Genomic DNA, 16,210 nt, shown 5'->3' with positions numbered 1-16,210 from the left:
GGACCGTGCGGTCCGGGGGCTCGTCGGTGAGGTCCTGGATCAAATGTCGCCGAACTCGCCGGCGGCAGGTCCTCCCGCACCACATGTCGGATCCCCGGCCGAGCGGTGGCGTTCAGTCGACGGGTGCGGCGGTTCCGGTGCGGTAGAACTCTGCCGCCGTCACGGTGGCGGGGACGCCGAGTTCGGCGGCGACGGCCGTGATCGCGGTGGTGCCGACGGCGAGGTCGGCTTGGCCGTCGGTGGTGAAGTACGGTGCGATGAACGTCTCGTAGTGGGCGCGGGCCTCTTCTGCGGTGTGTCGGCCCAGGAACGCCTGGATGTAGCGCACCGTGGTGTCGGGTTCGTCGTGGATCACTTGCAGGGCGCGGCGGTGGGCCCGTACGACGGCCTGGACCGCCGGGTCGTCCGGGCGGAGGTGGGTGGGGTCGACGGCCACGCCCACGGTGGGGATCTGGAAGTGGTCGCCCATCCAGGCCAGCACCTGCCAGCCGTACTCGGCGGCGATCGCCTCCGGTGCCATGGTGCTGCCGACCACGGCGGCGTCGATCCTGCCGTCGCGCAGCCGACGCAGGTCCATGCCGTAGTCGCCGGGCGGGCGGACGACGGCGTGGAGGTCGCGGTCCGGGTCGAGGCCGGCCCGGCGCAGCACGATCCGGGTGAAGCATCCGGGTGCGGTGTGGGGGGCGTGCACCGCCAGCCGTCGGCCGGCCAGGGAGGCCGGGCCGGGGCGGGAGGTCAGGCCGGGGCGGGCGAGGAACCAGAACAGCGGGCGGTGGGTGTTGACGTTGAGCGCGACCCAGGGGGTGGCGCCGGTCAGCCGGGACAGCAGGGCCCGGCCGAGCCCGATGGTGGCGACGCGGCGCAGCCGCTCCTCGCTCCAGGAGCAGCCGTCGTGCAGCGCGACGTGGACGCCCTCGTCGGCGTAGTAGCCCTGCTGGTCGGCGACGTAGGCGGTCAGTTCCTCGTGCAAACCCCGCCCGACGTAGGCGAGATCGATCGTGTGCATGAACGTTCTCCCTTGGTCGTGTCGCCACCGGGGCCCCGCGCGTGCCCGCCGCCTCGCCGCCCGGGGCGCGGGACCCGCGACGCGGGGCGGCGGGGCATCAGTCCATGGACATCCCGCCGTTGACCGCGGCCGTGGTGCCGGTCATGAAGGCGCTGTCCTCGCCGGTGTAGAAGGCGACCGCCCGGGCGACGTCGTCCGGGCGTGCCAGGCGGCCCAGGGGGGTCGCCGCCACCTGCCGCTGCCGGTGCTCCTCGTCGAACGCGTGGGCCGCCATGCGGGTGTCGTCCACCGGGCCGGGCTCGACGACGTTGACCGTGATGCCCAGCGGGCCCAGTTCCTGGGCGAGGTACCGGGCGAACTGCGTCAGTGCGGCCTTGGCCGTGCCCAGCGCGATCATGCCCTCCCGGGGGCGGCGGCTGAGGCCGGTACCGAGATAGACGATGCGCCCCCAGCGCTGTTCGGTCATGGCGGGCAGGACGGCTCTGGTGACCGTGAAGGCCGCCCGCAACTCGTCGTCGAGCTTGGCGCCCAGTTCTTCCCACGTGATGTCCAGGAACGGTTTGATCACGTACGGGGTGAGCGCGTTGTGCACGAGCACGTCGACGCCGCCCCACGCCGCCCGGACCTGCTCGACCAGGTGCTCGACCGCCGCCGGCTCACGCACGTCGGCCTGTACGGCCATGGCCTGACCGCCTGCGGCCTCGATGCCGGCCACCACCTCCTCGGCCGCCGCGGCGCTGTGCAGGTAGTTGACCACCACGCGCATGCCCCGTGCGGCCAGCAGGCGGGCCGTGACGGCACCGATGCCGCTGCTGGCCCCTGTCACCAGGGCGACTCTGCCTGCCGACCCGGTCACGGGACGGTGAAGTGCGGCGTCGTCGTGGTGGGTCTCGTGCTCGACGTCCTGGTCACCCATCGCGTCTCCTGGCCCCCGTCGCGTTCCCTCCGATCACCGTGGTGCCTGGTGTCGGACAAGGCCCATTCCGGTGTCCCGTCCCCTGCTGACCACCGTAACCCCGGCGGCGACGGCGGGCGCGGGCGCGCCAAGCCGTCCGAGGACTCCGCACGCGCCCGGCCGGGCGCGGCGACGGATCGGGCTCCCCCGTCGCCGCGCCATGCCGGTGCACCCGTGCGGTCGCGGCACCGGCTGTCGTCCCGTGGCGCGGCGCCCCGCGCCGCACCCGCCCCGCGCGCCCGACAGAATGGCGCCATGAGGATGATCCACACCCTGGCCGGCGCGCTGCTGCTCCTGCTCATCGTCGGCAGCATCCTGCGCACGCTGGTCGTCCCGCGCGGGCTGTACTCGGCGCTGGTCAGCCGGCTCTGGCGGGTGCTGCGAACCGTGCTCCGGCTCTACGCGACGCCGTTCCGCAGCTACTACGCGCAGGACCGGGCGCTGACCTGGCTGGCGCCGCTGATCCTGCTCGGCATGCTCGGGGTGTGGCTCAGCGGCATGCTGCTCGCCTACACCCTGTTGCTGCACGGCACGTCCGAGCTCAGCTGGTCGGTGGCCATCCGGGAGGCCGGATCCAGCCTCTTCACCCTCGGCTACGCCAGCGGCGAGCGCCTGCAACTCTCGGCCATCGACTTCATGGCCGCCGCCAGCGGGCCGCTGGTGATCGCCCTCCAGATCGCCTACCTGCCCACCCTCTACGCCGCCTACCAGCGGCGGGAGACCGAGGTGACCCTCCTCCAGTCCCGGGCCGGCGAGCCCGCCTGGGGCCCGGAACTGCTCGCCCGGCAGTCCCTCGTCGACACCGAGACCGCCCTCCCCCAGCTCTACCGGGACTGGGAGCGGCTCGCCGCCGACATCGGCGAGAGCCACTCCAACTACCCGGTGCTGCTGTCCTTCCGCTCCCCGCAGCCCAACCGCAGCTGGGTGGTCGGCCTGATCGCGGTGCTCGACGCGGCCGCCCTCCATCTGGCGCTCTGCCCGCGCTCGGCCCCGCCCGAGGCCCGCCTGGTGCTGCGCGCGGGCTTCACCGCGCTGCGCGACATCGGCCGCTCCGTACGGATCGACTTCGACCCGGACCCTGACCCGGACGTCCCGATCCGCCTGACCTACACCGAGTACATCGGCGCCGTCGCCATGATCACGTCCGCCGGCTTCCCCCGCGAGCGCCCGGTCGACGAGGCCTGGCAGCACTTCCACGGCTGGCGCGTCAACTACGAGGCGCTGGCCTACGAACTCGCCCGCCGCGGCGACGCCGTCCCCGCCCTGTGGACCGGCCCGCGCGACTTCCACGCCCCCGTCATCCCCCCGGCCCGCCCCACCGACCGCCGCCCGGGCCCGACCGGCACCACCCTGCCGCCGGTCTGACCTGCGCCGGCGGGCGTCAGACCGCCACCGGTGCGCCCGTGGCCAGGGAGTGGTCGGCGCCGGCCAGGATCTCGACCACGCGCCGGCCGAACTCCGCGTCGCAGGGGTGTGGTTGGCCGGTGGCGGCCGAGGCCTGGAGGGCGTCCAGGGCGCGGTGCAGGGCGGCGGCCGGGCCCTCGCCGCGCTCGGGCAGGTGGGCGATGCCGTGCTCGCCGCGCAGTTCCAGGCCGGCGCCGCCGGCACCGACCGGCGCGGTCAGGCTCAGTGCCAGCGTGCTGGAGGCGCCGTCGGCGTGCCGCAGCACCAGGTGGACGGTGTCCAGCGGGCCGGCCACCGCCGTGACCTGCGTCGCGTCGCCGAGCACCGGCAGCAGCACCGACAGCGCGTGCGGGCCGACGTCCCACAGCGCGCCCTTCTCCTTGCGCCACGGCGAGGCCGCGTACGGGCTGGTGCTGCCGGGGGCGAACACCGAGCCGAGCCAGTCCGAGCGGCCGGTGAACCAGCCGCCCAGGCCCGCCTGCTGCTCGATCCACGGGATCTGCTCCCCGCCGAAGCGGACGGTGAAGAAGACCACGGAGGCGACCTCGTGGGCCCGGACGGCCTCGGCCACGGCCCGCGCGTCCGGCACGGTCAGCGCGACCGGCTTGTCCAGCAGCAGGTGGCAGCCGGCCTCGGCGGCCCGTACCGCGAGGCCCGCCTGCACGGTCGGCGGCAGCGCGATCGAGACCGCGTCCACCTCGGCGAGCAGCTGGTCGAGGTCCGCGTAACCGGGGACGCCGTACGCCCCGCCGAGGGCCGTGGCCGCCTCCGGCCGGCGGGCCCAGACGCCGGTGAACTCCAGCCCGGGGTGCTCGGCGAGGACGGGTGCGTGCACCCGCTCCGCCCAGGGGCCGGCGCCCAGCAGTCCGATCCGCACGATGTCTCCGTTCCTCCGTGGTACTGGAAAAATTCAGCTCTGCACGCGGGCCAGCGTGAAGCCGTCGTAGCCCTTGCTGCCGACCGTCTGCACCGACGTCGCGGTGACCCCCGGCTCGGCGGCGATCAGGTCGTGCAGGGCCCGGGTGCCGACCACCGACGGGTCGGTGCTGTCCGCGTCGGCGACGGCGCCGCCGCGCACCACGTTGTCGACGATGATCAGCGAGCCCGGCCTGGTCAGCTGGAGCGCCCGCCGGAAGTACTCGGGGTTGCTGGGCTTGTCCGCGTCGATGAAGACCAGGTCGAAGGGCTCCACGCCCTGCTCCACCAGCGCGGCCAGCGAGTCGGCGGCCCGGCCGAGCCGCACCTCGGCGACCTTCTCCAGCCCAGCGCGCGCGATGTTCCCCTGGGCGACCTCGGCGTGCTTCGGGTCGATCTCCAGGGTGAGCAGGGTGCCGTCCGCGGGCAGCGCCCGGGCGAGCCAGATCGCGCTGTACCCGCCGAGCGTGCCGACCTCCAGGATCCGCCGCGCGCCCTGGGTCAGCGCCAGCAGGTGCAGCAGCTTGCCCTGGTTGGGGGCGACGGCGATCTTCGGCAACCCGGCCGCGTCCGCGGCGGCGGCCGCGGCCTCCAGCGCCGGGTCGTGCCCCACCAGCTGCTCGGAGAAGTACGCGTCCACGGCATCCCACGTCGACTGGGTCATCGGGCCCTCCAGTTGTGCATGATCGGCAGGTACCCGCCGATGCTACTCCGGGGGCCCGACAGCCCCGCCGTGCTCAGTGCAGACGCTTCGTCATTCCGCTTGCTCCGCTTGCTTGCTCCGCTTACTCCGCGACGGGCGCCTTGGCGGCGGTCGCCGCGGCGGCCGCCTCCTCCGCCTCGATCCTGGCGTGGGTCTTGGCGGCGCGGCGCTTCATGAACCAGGCCGAGGCGCCGCCGATCAGCACCGCCGCGGCCAGGCCCGCCCAGGAGAAGCGGGACAGCCAGGGCTCGATGCTCTTGCCGACCTTGTAGACCAGCAGCGTCGTGCCGCCGGCCCAGACGATGCCGCCGAGCACGTTGGCGATCAGGAACTTCCAGTACGGCATCTTCAGCGCGCCGGCGAGCGGCCCGGCGAAGATGCGCAGCAGGGCGATGAAGCGGCCGAAGAAGACCGCCCACATCCCCCACTTCTGGAAGGAGCGCTCGGCGGTGGCCAGGTGGGACGGCCCGAAGTGCTTGGGGAACTTGCGCCCGAGCTTCTCGAACAGCGGCTTGCCGCCCTTGCGGCCGATCGAGTAGCCGATCGAGTCGCCGATGATCGCCCCGAGGATGGCGACCACCGCGATCCACTCCGGGCTCACCACACCCTTGACCGCCATCAGGGTGGCCGTGACCAGCGCGATCTCGCCGGGCAGTGGGATGCCCAGCGACTCCAGTCCGATGATCAGGCCGACCAGGGCGTACACCGCTGTCGGTGGGACGCTCTCGATCCAGGCGTCGATGTGCAAGGCCAGTACCTCCGTGGCAGGTCGGAACCGGCGCGGCCCTCAGCGGTGCCGCACGCCGGTTCCGGCAGTTGTCCGATGGCGGCAACGCGGCCGCTTCCCCATAAGGGCAGCCTAACGTGCCGGGCGGCCTGTCCCCCCGGCCGATCACCCGTGGTTACGACGTGCGGTGGTGCCCCATGGTTCCCGCTCGACCAGCCGTTCTTCAAGATCCGGCAAAGCGAAGTGCGACCACGGACGGCCGCGCGTTCACCCGGCGCACGAGCGGCAGCAGGGCGCGGAGCAGGCCCCGCCCGCCCTCCGGGTACACCTCGCGCACGTCGGTCACCGCCGGGTGCGCGGTGGCCAGCTTGCCGTGCTCGTCCGCGTCCATGCCGAACGGCATCGGCGGCGCCTGGTAGTGCCGGGTCCGCAGCTTGCCCTGGACGGTCCGGGCGCTGAACCAGCGCGGCACCGCGTCCAGCACCATCGACCCGCCGGGGAAGCGCTCGGCGCAGGCCGCGATCAGTGCCCGCGCCTCCTCCGGCCGCAGGTACATCAGCAGGCCCTCGGCGCAGATCATCACTCCGCGTGCCGGATCCACCTCGTCCATCCAGCCCGGGTCGGTGACCGGGCAGGCGAGGATCCGGCGCCGCTCGTCCGGCGGCAGCAGCCGCTCCCGCAGCGCGGCCGTCTCCGGCAGGTCCACCGCCAGCCAGTCCGCCCGGCCGTTGTCGACCCGCCACGCCTGGGTCTCCAGGCCGTCCCCGAGGCCGACCACGGTGCCGCGCGGGCAGCGGTTCAGGAAGTCCGCCACCTCACGGTCGAAGCAGGCCGCCCGCAGCGCCTGCAACTGGCTGACCAGCGCGCCCTCCCCGAAGCGCTCCGCGAACGGGAAGTCGATCCGGTCGACCAGTTCGACCGCCTTCGGGTCCTCCAGCACCGTGTCCGGCCGACGCGCCTCCACCGCGCGGTGCCACAGCGTCCACAACGCCGTCTCCGGCACCTGCGCCAACTCCGGCCGCTCCCCGCCGCTCATCGCTCACTCCTTCGGATGTGCTCCGCGCTGGACCTGCTCCGCGCCGGACGTGTTCCGCGCTCGGCGTGCTCCACGCTCGACGTGCTCCACGCTCCGGCCTGAACCCGCCGATTCTGACACCCCGGACGCGGGGACGCCCGGGCCGCCGCGCCGCTCAGCCGATGCTGAACGCGCCGTCCGGCGGGGGCGGGGAGTCGGTGGCGTCGGCGTCCGTGACCGGGGCTGTGCGGCCGACCAGGGCGGCCAGGTCGGCGCCGTCGGTGAGGCGGGCCGGGAAGATGTCGCCGGCCAGCAGCCGGGTGAGCTCGGCGGCCGGGAGCGGGGCCGTCGAACCGGCGAGCAGGATGTTGCCGTACCGGCGGCCGCGCAGCACCGGGGCCTCGGCGACCAGGAAGGTGTACGGGAACACCGCGCCGACCGTCGCGGCCTGGGCCCGGGCGAAGGCCAGCGGCGGGCCGTCGGCCAGGTTGGCGGCGTAGCAGCCGCCGGGGCGCAGGGCGGCGGCGGCCAGCCGCAGGAACTCCACCGAGGTGAGGTGGGCGGGGGTGCGCGAGCCGTGGAAGACGTCCGCGATGACCAGGTCCCGGCTGCCGGGCGGGGTTCCGGCGAGGGCGGCGCGGGCGTCGCCGACGGTGGCGGTGATGTCCGCGCCGGGCCCCTGCCAGGGCAGGTGCTCGGCGACCAGGTCGAGCAGCGGCCCGTCCACCTCGACCACCCGCTGGCGCGAGCCGGGGCGGGTGGCGGCGAGGTAGCGGGGCAGGGTGAGCGCGCCGCCGCCGAGGTGCAGCACGTCCAGCGGCTGCCCGGCGGGGGCGAGGGCGTCGGCGAGGTGGCCGAGCCGCCGGGTGTACTCGAACTCCAGGTGGGTCGGGTCGGCGAGGTCGACGTAGGACTGCGGGGTGCCGTCCAGGGTGAGCAGCCAGCCGCCGTCCCGGTCGAGGTCCGGCATGAGCTTGGCGAAGCCGAGGTCGGTGTGGCGCCCGACCGGCACCGGCTCGTCCGGCACCGCCCCGACCGGCACCGGCTCGTCCGTCACGCGCTCTCCCCCACGGCCTGGGTGTCCGCAGGCCGGACGTCGAGGTAGGCGGCGAGCCAGCGGTCCAGTTCGGCGAAGGCCCGGGTGCGGGCGGCCTCGCCCGAGAGCACCAGGTCGTGCATGCCGCCCTCGATCCGGACGATGGTGACGTGCCGGCCCAGTCGGGGGCCCTGGCCGGCGATGTCGTCGGCGCGCAGCACGGCGTCCGCGTGGTGCAGCGCGTTGTGCCACTTGGTGGTCGTGATCGACCGGGTCGACGCCATCAGCAGCACCGGCACGTCGATCCCGAGCCCGTGCCGCAGCTGCCGGTGGCCCTGGTGGATGGCGGCCAGCCAGCCCGCGTACAGCGGGAAGCCCTCGGCGGGCTTGAGGGCGAGGTCGAAGTCCCACTCGCCCCGGTGGTCCTTGTGCAGGCTGTGCGTGTAGTGCGGGTTGAGCGTCGACGGCAGCACGCGGGTGGGCGCCAGCCGGCCGATCGCGGTGACGGCCGGGCCGCCGACGGTCCGCACGGCGGGCGCGGCCGGCATCGACAGGAACGGGCTGTTCAGGAACAGCCCCTCCACCAGGCCGCGCCCCGAGCGCCGCCCCGCCCACAGCGCGCCGATCAGCCCGCCGGTGGAGTGCCCGTTCAGCAGCAGCCGCCGGTGCCCGTCCACCTCGCGGATGATCCGCACCGCCTCGTCGATCTCCTCGTCGTACTCGGCGAGGTCGCGCACGAAGTTCGGCGACTGGTGCGGGCGCAGGGAGCGGCCGTACTTGCGCAGGTCCAGGGCGTAGAAGGAGAACCCGAGCGCGGCGAAGTGGTCGGCGAGGTTGGTCTGGAAGAAGTAGTCGTTGTACCCGTGGATGTACAGCACGGCCCGCTCCGACCCCGGCACCAGCCGGCGCACCAGCGTCGCGCAGACCTCCCCCTCGGCGTCCGGCCGCAGCGTCAGCTCGGCCGTCTCGTAGGGGGCACCCAGGATGTCTTCCCGAAACTCCATCTGCGCCGCACCCGTCCTCGTGCTCGACCTGCCGTACGTCGCAGGTGTCCTTGATCCAGGACCCCGACAATACCGGCCGGTAGCGCGGGACTGCCTGCCGGGCGCCGCTCCGCCGGGCACCGGTGTGACCGGGCCGTCCGCGCCTCCTGATCGCTCCCCGTGCGCCTGCTGTGCGCCGGTGGTCGTGTGGAACGCTACCCGGACAGATCCAACTCCGGTTGTCACGCAGGCGAGTTGAGGAGAACACATGCCGCAGCCCGGCCACACCGATCCGTCGCTGTACCGTTCGGCCGCCGAGGCGATCGCCGCGCCACCGGAGACACTGGCGTACGTCGCCGGGTTCGACCGCGCCGGGGATCGGCCGGACGCGCTGCTCACCGTGGACACCGATCCGGCGTCGGCGAGCTACGGGAAGGTCCTCAACTTCGCCGAACTACCGACACTGGGCGACGAGTTGCACCACTTCGGCTGGAACGCCTGCTCCAGTGCGCTGGCGCACGCCTGCCACGAGAACCCCGAGCGGCGCTACCTCCTCCTCCCGGGCCTGCGCTCCTCGCGGCTGCACGTGATGGACACCCGGCCCGACCCCGTCCGGCCGCGCCTCGTCAAGACCGTCGAGGCGGCGGAACTCGCCGCCAAGGCCGGCTACTCGCGCCCGCACACCCTGCACTGCGGACCGGACGGGGTGTTCCTGTCCTGCCTGGGCGGCGGGGACGGGAACGACGGGCCCGGCGGGGTGGCGCTGCTGGACCACACCACCTTCGAGGTGCTGCGCGCCTGGGAGACGGAGCGCGGGCCGCAGCACTTCGCGTACGACGTCTGGTGGCACCTGGGAACGAACGTGGGGGTGACCAGCGAGTGGGGCACGCCCTGGATGGTGGAGGGCGGGGTCGTCCCGGAGCTGCTGCTGGGCCGCAAGTACGGGCACGCGCTGCACTTCTGGGAGCTGGACTCGGGGCGGCACCTGCAGCGGATCGACCTCGGCGACCAGTACCAGATGGTGCTGGAGCTGCGCCCGGCGCACGATCCGCAGGCGGAGTGGGGCTTCGCCGGGGTGGTGACCAACGTCGAGGACCTGTCCGCCTCGGTCTGGCTCTGGTACCGGGAGGGCCCGGCGTTCACCGCGCGCAAGGTGATCGAGATCCCCGCCGAGCCCGCCAAGACGGAGGACCTGCCGCCCGCGCTGCAACCGTTCGGCGCGGTGCCGCCGCTGATCACGGACATCAACCTGTCGGTGGACGACCGCTGGCTGTACGTGTCCGCGTGGGGCACCGGCGAGCTGTTCCAGTACGACGTGTCGGACCCGTTCCACCCCCGCCTCGCCGACTCGGTGCGGCTGGGCGGGGTCGTCGCCCGCACCCCGCACCCGGCCGCGCCGGGGCGCCCGCTGAGCGGCGCCCCGCAGATGGTCGAGATCAGCCGGGACGGGCGCCGGCTCTACCTCACCAACTCCCTCTACGGCGCCTGGGACGACCAGTTCTACCCGGACGGCATCGAGCCGTGGATCGTCAAGCTGGACGCCGACACCGAGGCGGGCGGGCTGAGCGTCGACGAGCGCTTCTTCCCGCACGGCGCCGACTTCCGGGGCCTGCGGGTGCACCAGACCCACCTCGCGGGCGGCGACGCCTCCTCGGACTCCTACTGCTACCGGTAGGACGCCCGCCGGCGGGGACGTCCAGCGGCAGGACGTCCCCGCCGGCGGGCCGGACGGCTAGGCCCTGTCCGGTCGATCTTGCCGGACAGGACCTAGCGGGCGAGCGCCTGGTCGTAGCGGACCTGGGCCAGGGGCAGCCCGGCGGCGAGCAGTTCGGAGCGGACGGAGGCGACCATTCCGGCCGGGCCGCTGACGCAGGCGAGGTGCTCGCGCCAGTCCCCGGCGCCCGCGACGGCGTCGGCGAGCCGACCTGCGGTGACCGACGTGAGCGCCAACCAGGGCTTGTGCAAGCACAGTTCGGAGAGCGCGGACCAGTCGTAGAGGTCGCCGCGGTCCCGGGCACCCACGAACAGGTGCACGCGGCGGCCGCGCGGGCGCTGGGCGGCCTGCTGCTCGACGATGGCCTTCATCGGGGCCAGGCCGGTGCCGCCGGCGACCAGCAGCAGGTCGCGGGTGTCGTCCTCGGGCAGCAGGCCGCCGCGCGGCGGGCCGAGGCGCAGCCGGTCGCCGACGGCGGTGCGTTCGACGAGGGCCGCGCTGACCCCGTCCGGACCGGTGCGCCGGACGTGGAACTCCAACTCGTTGTCGGTGCGCGGCGCGCAGCCCATCGAGTACTGCCGCCAGGTGTGCGGGAGCGTCGGGTGCTCGACCGTGCCGTACTGTCCGGCCCGGTACGGGTAGGGCTCGCCGGTGCGCACGCGCAGGACGGCGAGGTCGGGGCGGCGGCGCTCGTGGCCGGTCACCACGGCGTGCCAGTACGGGGGTTCGGTGAGCGCGGAGTCGGCGCCGGCCGTCATCGCCGCGACGGCGAAGCGCAGCATCCGGACCCAGGCCGCTTCCATCTCCTCCGTCCACCGGGAGGCCGCCCGGTGCCGGATCGCCGCGCACAGGGCCTCCTCGAAGGCCTCGTAGTGGACCGGCCGGACGCCCAGTTTGCGGTGGTCGCGCCCGAGTTGGCGCAGGGTCGAGGCCAGTTCGGCCGGGTGGTGGAGGTGGTCCACCAGGTGGCGGAGGATCCGCTCCAGGTGGGCCTGCTGGAACTCCATCGAGGCGGGGAAGAGCGGACGCAGGTAGGGGCGGCGGCGGAACATCACCGCGTAGAGGTGGTCGATCAGTTCGGAGAGCGGTTCGAGCAGGCCGAGGTCGCGCCGGATCAGCCGCTGGTCGGCGGCGCCGTCGTAGCCGTCGCGGTCGCCCGGCCCGCCGGTGCCGCCGTACGCGCCGGCGCCGGCCGGATCGTGGGCGAACGGCGAGGCAGGGGTGAGGAGTTGGCGGCGGAGCCGCATCGCGTGGTGGCGGGCGATCAGCCGGTCGTACTCGGCGGTGGTGCCGCTGGTGGTGGTGTCCATGACCCGCCCAGTCAATCGCCACCCGGTTACCGGCGAGAAGGGCCGATGGCCCCGATCGGACCCGGGACCATCGACCCCTTGACGGAAGGGTCTGGCGGGAATCCCGTCGCGTCGCTACCGGGCGGGATCGGCCGGGGTCGCCTCGGCGGGCTCCGGGTGGAAGTCGGTGGCCGCCCAACTGGCCAGCAGCCGCAGGGACTCGGCGGAGCTGGAGCCGGGCTCGGCGTGGTAGGTGACGAGCATCTGGTCGACGTCCCCGGCCGGGCGCAGCGTCTCGTACTGGAGGTCGAGCCGGCCGACCACCGGGTGGTGCAGCCGCTTGGTACCGTGGCCCTTGTCCTGGATGCTGTGGGTGGCCCAGAGCCGGCGGAAGTCGTCACTCTTGAGGGACAGTTCACCGATCAGCGAGGCGAGCCTGGGGTCGTCCGGATCCCGTCCGGCGTCCAGCCGAAGCATGCCGACGACGTCGGTGGCCTTGCCGTCCCAGTCCTCGTAGAGCTCGCGGGCCGACGGGTCGAGGAAGAGCTGCCAGGCCATGTTGCGCTGCTCGGGCGGCATCGCGGCGAAGTCGCCGAGCAGGGCGGTGCCGAGCCGGTTCCAGCCGATGATGTCCAGGCGCCGGCCGAGGACGTACGCGGGCACGCACTCCATCGCGTCCAGGAGCTGCTGGAGCGCGGGCCGGACCCGCTGCGGGCGGGCGGCGGCCCGGCCGGGGCGGCGGCGGGCGGGCCTGGTGAGCCGCCCGAGGTGCTCGCGCTCGGCGGGGCTGAGCCGCAGCACGCGGGCGATGGCGTCCAGGACGGCGGCGGAGACGCTCTCGCCGTGGCCCTGTTCGAGCCGGGTGTAGTAGGCGGTGCTGACTCCGGCGAGCAGGGCCAGCTCCTCGCGGCGCAGGCCGGGCACCCGCCGCCGGGTGGTGCTGTCCGGCAGGCCCACGTCCTCGGGCCGCAGCCGGGCGCGGCGGGATCGGAGGAACTCGCTGAGTTCGGTGCGCTGGTCCATGTCTGCAGTATGCGGGGGATCCGGGCGGCGCAGGTGGGGGGAAGGGTGATACTGCCGTGCGTACGTTCCGTGGTCGTACGTCCGGGGTCCCTACGCGTGGCGTGCGTACGAAGAGCTCTGGTCTGGCTGGCCGCGCCGCACCGGAGCAGGCTGGAAGCATGACGAACTCGACGAACGCAACGACGACGAGCACCACCGAGGGCACCACCCGCACGGTCGCCGCCTACGCCGCGGCGCGGCCCGACTCCCCGCTGGAGAAGACCACCGTTACCCGCAGGGCGGTGGGAGAGCACGACATCGTGATCGACATCAAGTTCTGCGGCATCTGCCACTCCGACATCCACCAGGTCGGCGAGGACTGGGGCACCGGCATCTTCCCGATGGTCCCGGGCCACGAGATCGCCGGCGTGGTCACCGAGGTCGGCCCGGGCGTCACCCGCTGGCAGGCCGGCGACCGGGTCGGCGTCGGCTGCATCGTCGACTCCTGCCGGGAGTGCGACAACTGCCGGGCCGGCCTCCAGCAGTACTGCACCGGCCAGGGCGGCACCGTCTTCACCTACAACAGCGTCGGCCACGACGGCCTGCCGACCCACGGCGGCTACTCCTCGAAGCTGGTCGTCGACGAGGCGTACGCGCTGCGCATCCCCGACAACCTGCCGCTGGACGCCGCCGCGCCGCTGCTGTGCGCCGGCATCACGCTGTACTCGCCGCTCGCGCACTGGGGCGCCGGGCCGGGCAAGAAGGTCGCGATCGTGGGCCTCGGCGGGCTCGGCCACATGGGCGTGAAGCTCGCGCACGCCATGGGCGCGGAGGTCACCGTGCTCAGCCAGTCGCTGCGCAAGCGCGAGGACGGGCTGAAGCTCGGCGCCGACCACTACCGCGCCACCTCCGACCCGGCCACCTTCACCGAACTCGCGGGCACCTTCGACCTGATCGTCAACACGGTCTCCGCCGACCTCGACCTGAGCGCCTACCTCGGCCTGCTGCGCACCGACGGCACCATGGTGCAGGTCGGCGCGCCGGAGAAGCCGGTCACGGTGAACGCGCACGCGCTGCTCGCCGGCCGCCGTTCGCTGGCCGGCTCGATGATCGGCGGACTGCCTGCCACCCAGGAGATGTTGGACTTCTGCGGCGAGCACGGCATCACCGCGGAGATCGAGCTGATCCGCGCCGAGCAGATCAACGAGGCCTACCAGCGGGTGCTGGCCGGCGACGTCCGGTTCCGCTTCGTGATCGACGTCGCGACGATCTGACCGTGACCGTCACGGCCTGACCCCGCACTCCCCCGTGCCCCGACGCCCCGCCCCCTGGTGCTCTCCCATCGCCAGGGGGCGGGCGCCGTCGGGGCGCGGGGCGCCGCGGGTCAGGCCCCGGCCGTGCCCGCTCGGGACGACCGGCGTTCCTGGCGCCGGTCCTCCCGCCGCTGCCGCCCCCGGCGCAGCGGCTGATCGGGCAGCCAGCCGAAGGTGAGGCAGGCGCCCACCAGTCCGAGCAGCATCCCGATCACGAAGCCGCCCAGGTTGGAGGTGAGCCAGCTCGCCAGCGCGGCGAGCACGGCGAGGACGGAGTAGAACAGCCGCTGGGCCGGGTTGAACAGGATCAGCAGGCCGCACAGCACCATCACCGCCGGCACCAGGTAGCCCGCCAGCCCCTGCATCCCGATGTGCAGGACGACGGGCAGCGGGGCACGCAGGGTGAACAGGATCTCGGCGCCGCCGAACAGCACCAGCAGCCCGCCCCAGAACGGCCGTTGGCCCCGCCAGTCGCGTTTGACCGGTCGGGTGGTGGCGGGAGCGGGGGCGGGAGCCGTCCCCACGGCCCCCTCCGCGACGCCCTCGCCGGAACCGGCCGGCTCCGGTACGGACTCCGTCATGGTCAGCAGCCCTGGGAGCTGAAGCTCAGCCGCAGGTTGGGCAGTTTGAACCCGACGGCGGTGCTCGCGTAGTTGTGCTGCTTGAGGTGCGTCAGCACGACGGTGTCGGCCTGCTGCCCGAAGACGCCCGGGTTGCCCTTGCCCGCGTTGCCGGCCTTGGTGTAGGTGCTGGCGTCGCCGCCGATCTCGATGTTGGTGAACTCCGCGTCACCGGACAGCATGTCGGAGTCGGTGGTGAGATCGGTGGCGGAGACGGGGGTGCCGCCGTCGCCGGCGTGGATCACCAGGTTGACGCCGCCGAGGTCCACGCTCTGGCACAGGTTGGTGATCTCGGCCTTCTTGATCGCCGAGACCGCGACCAGCACCTGACCGCCGGTGGAGCCCTGGTTGGGGCTGTCGGGGATCATCGAGTCCAGGCTGCCGAACTGGGCGAAGCCCTTGCCGTCGAGCTTGTCCGCGGTGATCGTGAACGGCATGCCGCTGATGGAGAACTGGGCGGCGAGTACGCCCTGGGCGGTGAGGGCCATCAGGACGGCGCCCGCCGCGACGGCCGGAACGGCCATCCAGGCGCTGCGCTTGAGCCGTACCCGCCCTCTCCTGGTGCCGGTCGGCGTCTCCGGGGTCTCGGCCGCGGCGGCGGCGTCCTCGGACATGGCCATGTGTGCTCCCTGTTGGGTGGGTGGGATGTGCAGGCACTGGCACGGTGCCCTGGCGCGGACAGCGTTCCACGGCCCGACCGGGCCGCCCGCCCCTCGGCAGCGGGGCGGGCACGGTCAGGCCGCGCTTTGAGTAACTGGGAAGCTACTGCCCGGTAGTGGCCGGGTCAATACGGGTGCACGAAGGATCTTCACCGATCGGAAACCCGAGCCGGGCGGCCGCCTGTGCCGGGCCGAGGAAGGGCGCGAGACAGAACATGCTCAACACCGGCAGGAGTTCCGGTAGTTGAACCGTCCGGCCGGAGTCGATCCGCCGGTAGAGCGCGCTGTAGACCCCTCCCACCACGGCGTCCACCAGCTCCACGACCCGCACACCGCGCGGGGGTTGTGGCACCTCGGCGAAGAACGCCCGGAACCGGGTGAGGAGTTGGTCCCGCTCGCGGCGGCCGGCCGGTCCGACCGCCTCGATCTCGATCACCGCCATGGTCGCGAAAGCCGGTGTCCCCGCCAGCAGATGGAGCATCGCGCCGAGCGCCTGCCGGATCCCGGCGCACCAGTCGGACTCCGCCGCGAAGGCCGCCGCCATCCGCCGGACCACCACCCCGGTGCCGTACCGGTGCGCGGCCAGGAAGGCGTCCTCCTTGCCGCTGAACAGCTCGTAGAAGACCGGCCTGGTCACCCCCGCCGCGCGGCAGATGTCGCTGACCGTGGCGTGCTGGTAGCCGCGCGCGGCCACCGTCTGGACCAGCCCGTCGAGCAGCCGCTCGCGCTGGGTCGCGGCCACCACGCCCGGGGGCAGCCGGCTCGGGCCGCGCTTGATGGAGCGGGCCGGGTCACGGCCGGCCCGCGCGCCCGGCAGCAGGATCACGTCGGCACTTCGGAGGTGTTTCCGTTCCATCACCAACTCCTGT

General features: G+C 73.6%; 16 protein-coding genes. 3 read left to right on the top strand and 13 right to left on the bottom strand.

Annotated elements, in window-relative coordinates; genetic code table 11:
• Positions 1-112: 112 nt before the first annotated feature.
• Both ACIQVZ_RS23125 and ACIQVZ_RS23120 read right to left on the bottom strand, forming a co-directional pair.
• Positions 113-1,006, bottom strand: a complete 894-nt coding sequence (locus ACIQVZ_RS23125) for an ABC transporter substrate-binding protein (RefSeq protein WP_402452531.1) — start codon at positions 1,004-1,006, stop codon at positions 113-115.
• 97 nt (positions 1,007-1,103) lie between these two features.
• Entirely contained in the window at positions 1,104-1,922 is an 819-nt protein-coding gene (locus ACIQVZ_RS23120; protein ID WP_402452530.1) for an SDR family NAD(P)-dependent oxidoreductase, read from the bottom strand.
• 294 nt (positions 1,923-2,216) lie between these two features.
• Between ACIQVZ_RS23120 and ACIQVZ_RS23115 the strand changes: the two genes are divergently transcribed.
• Positions 2,217-3,326, top strand: a complete 1,110-nt coding sequence (locus tag ACIQVZ_RS23115) for a hypothetical protein (RefSeq protein WP_350879828.1) — start codon at positions 2,217-2,219, stop codon at positions 3,324-3,326.
• A gap of 16 nt (positions 3,327-3,342) precedes the next feature.
• On the opposite strand, the gene ACIQVZ_RS23110 is transcribed toward ACIQVZ_RS23115, so the two are convergent.
• From ACIQVZ_RS23110 to ACIQVZ_RS23085, 6 genes are all read right to left on the bottom strand, one after another.
• Positions 3,343-4,242, bottom strand: coding sequence for a Gfo/Idh/MocA family protein (locus ACIQVZ_RS23110; RefSeq protein WP_402452528.1), 900 nt, complete (start codon positions 4,240-4,242; stop codon positions 3,343-3,345).
• 33 nt (positions 4,243-4,275) lie between these two features.
• Complete coding sequence (locus ACIQVZ_RS23105) at positions 4,276-4,944, bottom strand: O-methyltransferase (RefSeq protein WP_402452526.1); 669 nt, start codon at positions 4,942-4,944, stop codon at positions 4,276-4,278.
• 121 nt (positions 4,945-5,065) lie between these two features.
• Complete coding sequence (locus tag ACIQVZ_RS23100) at positions 5,066-5,731, bottom strand: DedA family protein (RefSeq protein ID WP_350879825.1); 666 nt, start codon at positions 5,729-5,731, stop codon at positions 5,066-5,068.
• A gap of 202 nt (positions 5,732-5,933) precedes the next feature.
• Positions 5,934-6,746, bottom strand: coding sequence for a class I SAM-dependent methyltransferase (locus ACIQVZ_RS23095; protein ID WP_402452525.1), 813 nt, complete (start codon positions 6,744-6,746; stop codon positions 5,934-5,936).
• A gap of 154 nt (positions 6,747-6,900) precedes the next feature.
• A complete protein-coding gene (locus ACIQVZ_RS23090; RefSeq protein ID WP_402452567.1) occupies positions 6,901-7,695 on the bottom strand; it encodes a spermidine synthase in 795 nt (264 codons plus the stop codon).
• Positions 7,696-7,778: 83 nt separating this feature from the next.
• Positions 7,779-8,765: an alpha/beta hydrolase gene (locus tag ACIQVZ_RS23085; protein WP_402452524.1), complete on the bottom strand. Its 987-nt coding sequence runs from the start codon at positions 8,763-8,765 to the stop codon at positions 7,779-7,781.
• A gap of 247 nt (positions 8,766-9,012) precedes the next feature.
• On the opposite strand from ACIQVZ_RS23085, the gene ACIQVZ_RS23080 reads away from it, so the two are divergent.
• A complete protein-coding gene (locus tag ACIQVZ_RS23080; protein WP_402452523.1) occupies positions 9,013-10,419 on the top strand; it encodes a selenium-binding protein SBP56-related protein in 1,407 nt (468 codons plus the stop codon).
• Between the two features lie 92 nt (positions 10,420-10,511).
• Here the strand turns inward: ACIQVZ_RS23080 and ACIQVZ_RS23075 are convergent, their stop codons facing one another.
• On the bottom strand, positions 10,512-11,768 hold the full coding sequence (locus ACIQVZ_RS23075) for a globin domain-containing protein (protein ID WP_402452522.1): 1,257 nt from the start codon (positions 11,766-11,768) through the stop codon (positions 10,512-10,514).
• Positions 11,769-11,882: 114 nt separating this feature from the next.
• Positions 11,883-12,770, bottom strand: coding sequence for a helix-turn-helix domain-containing protein (locus tag ACIQVZ_RS23070; protein WP_402452521.1), 888 nt, complete (start codon positions 12,768-12,770; stop codon positions 11,883-11,885).
• Positions 12,771-12,928: 158 nt separating this feature from the next.
• Here ACIQVZ_RS23070 and ACIQVZ_RS23065 point away from each other — a divergent pair, with 158 nt between their 5' ends.
• A complete protein-coding gene (locus ACIQVZ_RS23065; RefSeq protein WP_402452519.1) occupies positions 12,929-14,023 on the top strand; it encodes an NAD(P)-dependent alcohol dehydrogenase in 1,095 nt (364 codons plus the stop codon).
• Positions 14,024-14,133: 110 nt separating this feature from the next.
• On the opposite strand, the gene ACIQVZ_RS23060 is transcribed toward ACIQVZ_RS23065, so the two are convergent.
• The 3 genes from ACIQVZ_RS23060 to ACIQVZ_RS23050 form a co-directional block, all read right to left on the bottom strand.
• Positions 14,134-14,643, bottom strand: coding sequence for a DUF6114 domain-containing protein (locus ACIQVZ_RS23060; protein WP_350879818.1), 510 nt, complete (start codon positions 14,641-14,643; stop codon positions 14,134-14,136).
• Positions 14,644-14,645: 2 nt separating this feature from the next.
• Positions 14,646-15,302: a DUF6230 family protein gene (locus ACIQVZ_RS23055; protein WP_350879817.1), complete on the bottom strand. Its 657-nt coding sequence runs from the start codon at positions 15,300-15,302 to the stop codon at positions 14,646-14,648.
• 142 nt (positions 15,303-15,444) lie between these two features.
• Positions 15,445-16,197, bottom strand: coding sequence for a TetR/AcrR family transcriptional regulator (locus ACIQVZ_RS23050; protein ID WP_402452517.1), 753 nt, complete (start codon positions 16,195-16,197; stop codon positions 15,445-15,447).
• Between the last annotated feature and the right edge of the window lie 13 nt (positions 16,198-16,210).

The organism is Kitasatospora sp. NPDC098663, from assembly GCF_044760075.1.
GTDB lineage: Bacteria > Actinomycetota > Actinomycetes > Streptomycetales > Streptomycetaceae > Kitasatospora.
This window is presented reverse-complemented; position numbering and strand designations above follow the sequence as displayed.